Annotated in this window: 1 protein-coding gene; it reads left to right on the top strand. The window is 47.8% G+C overall.

Features of this window, described 5'->3' with window-relative positions; genetic code table 11:
- Positions 1 to 255, top strand: a 255-nt coding sequence (locus BCT81_RS05590) for a cytosolic protein (RefSeq protein ID WP_102423468.1), incomplete at both ends; no start/stop codon positions are given.

Raw genomic sequence — 255 nt, forward strand, 5'->3', positions numbered from 1 at the left:
GAAGATGCTGGCCCAATCCCATCGTACTTTTCTAGTAACAGTGAATTGAGTTTGATTGACCAAGCCAAGCGTAGCTATGGTTTTTTGCCGACACTTCGCGGCGTCATCACTGATACTGGCACCTATCAGAGTAAAGATCTTGAAGAAGATTTGAACCCGCAGCTGGCTTGTATCGTTGAAGGTCGTGGGCGAGTGTTCATCTATCACGGCGACTACGTGGCTTTTGTCGATGACGAGCAAACCTTCATTACCCGA

The organism is Vibrio sp. 10N.261.52.A1 (genome assembly GCF_002876325.1).
Classification (GTDB): domain Bacteria; phylum Pseudomonadota; class Gammaproteobacteria; order Enterobacterales; family Vibrionaceae; genus Vibrio; species Vibrio chagasii.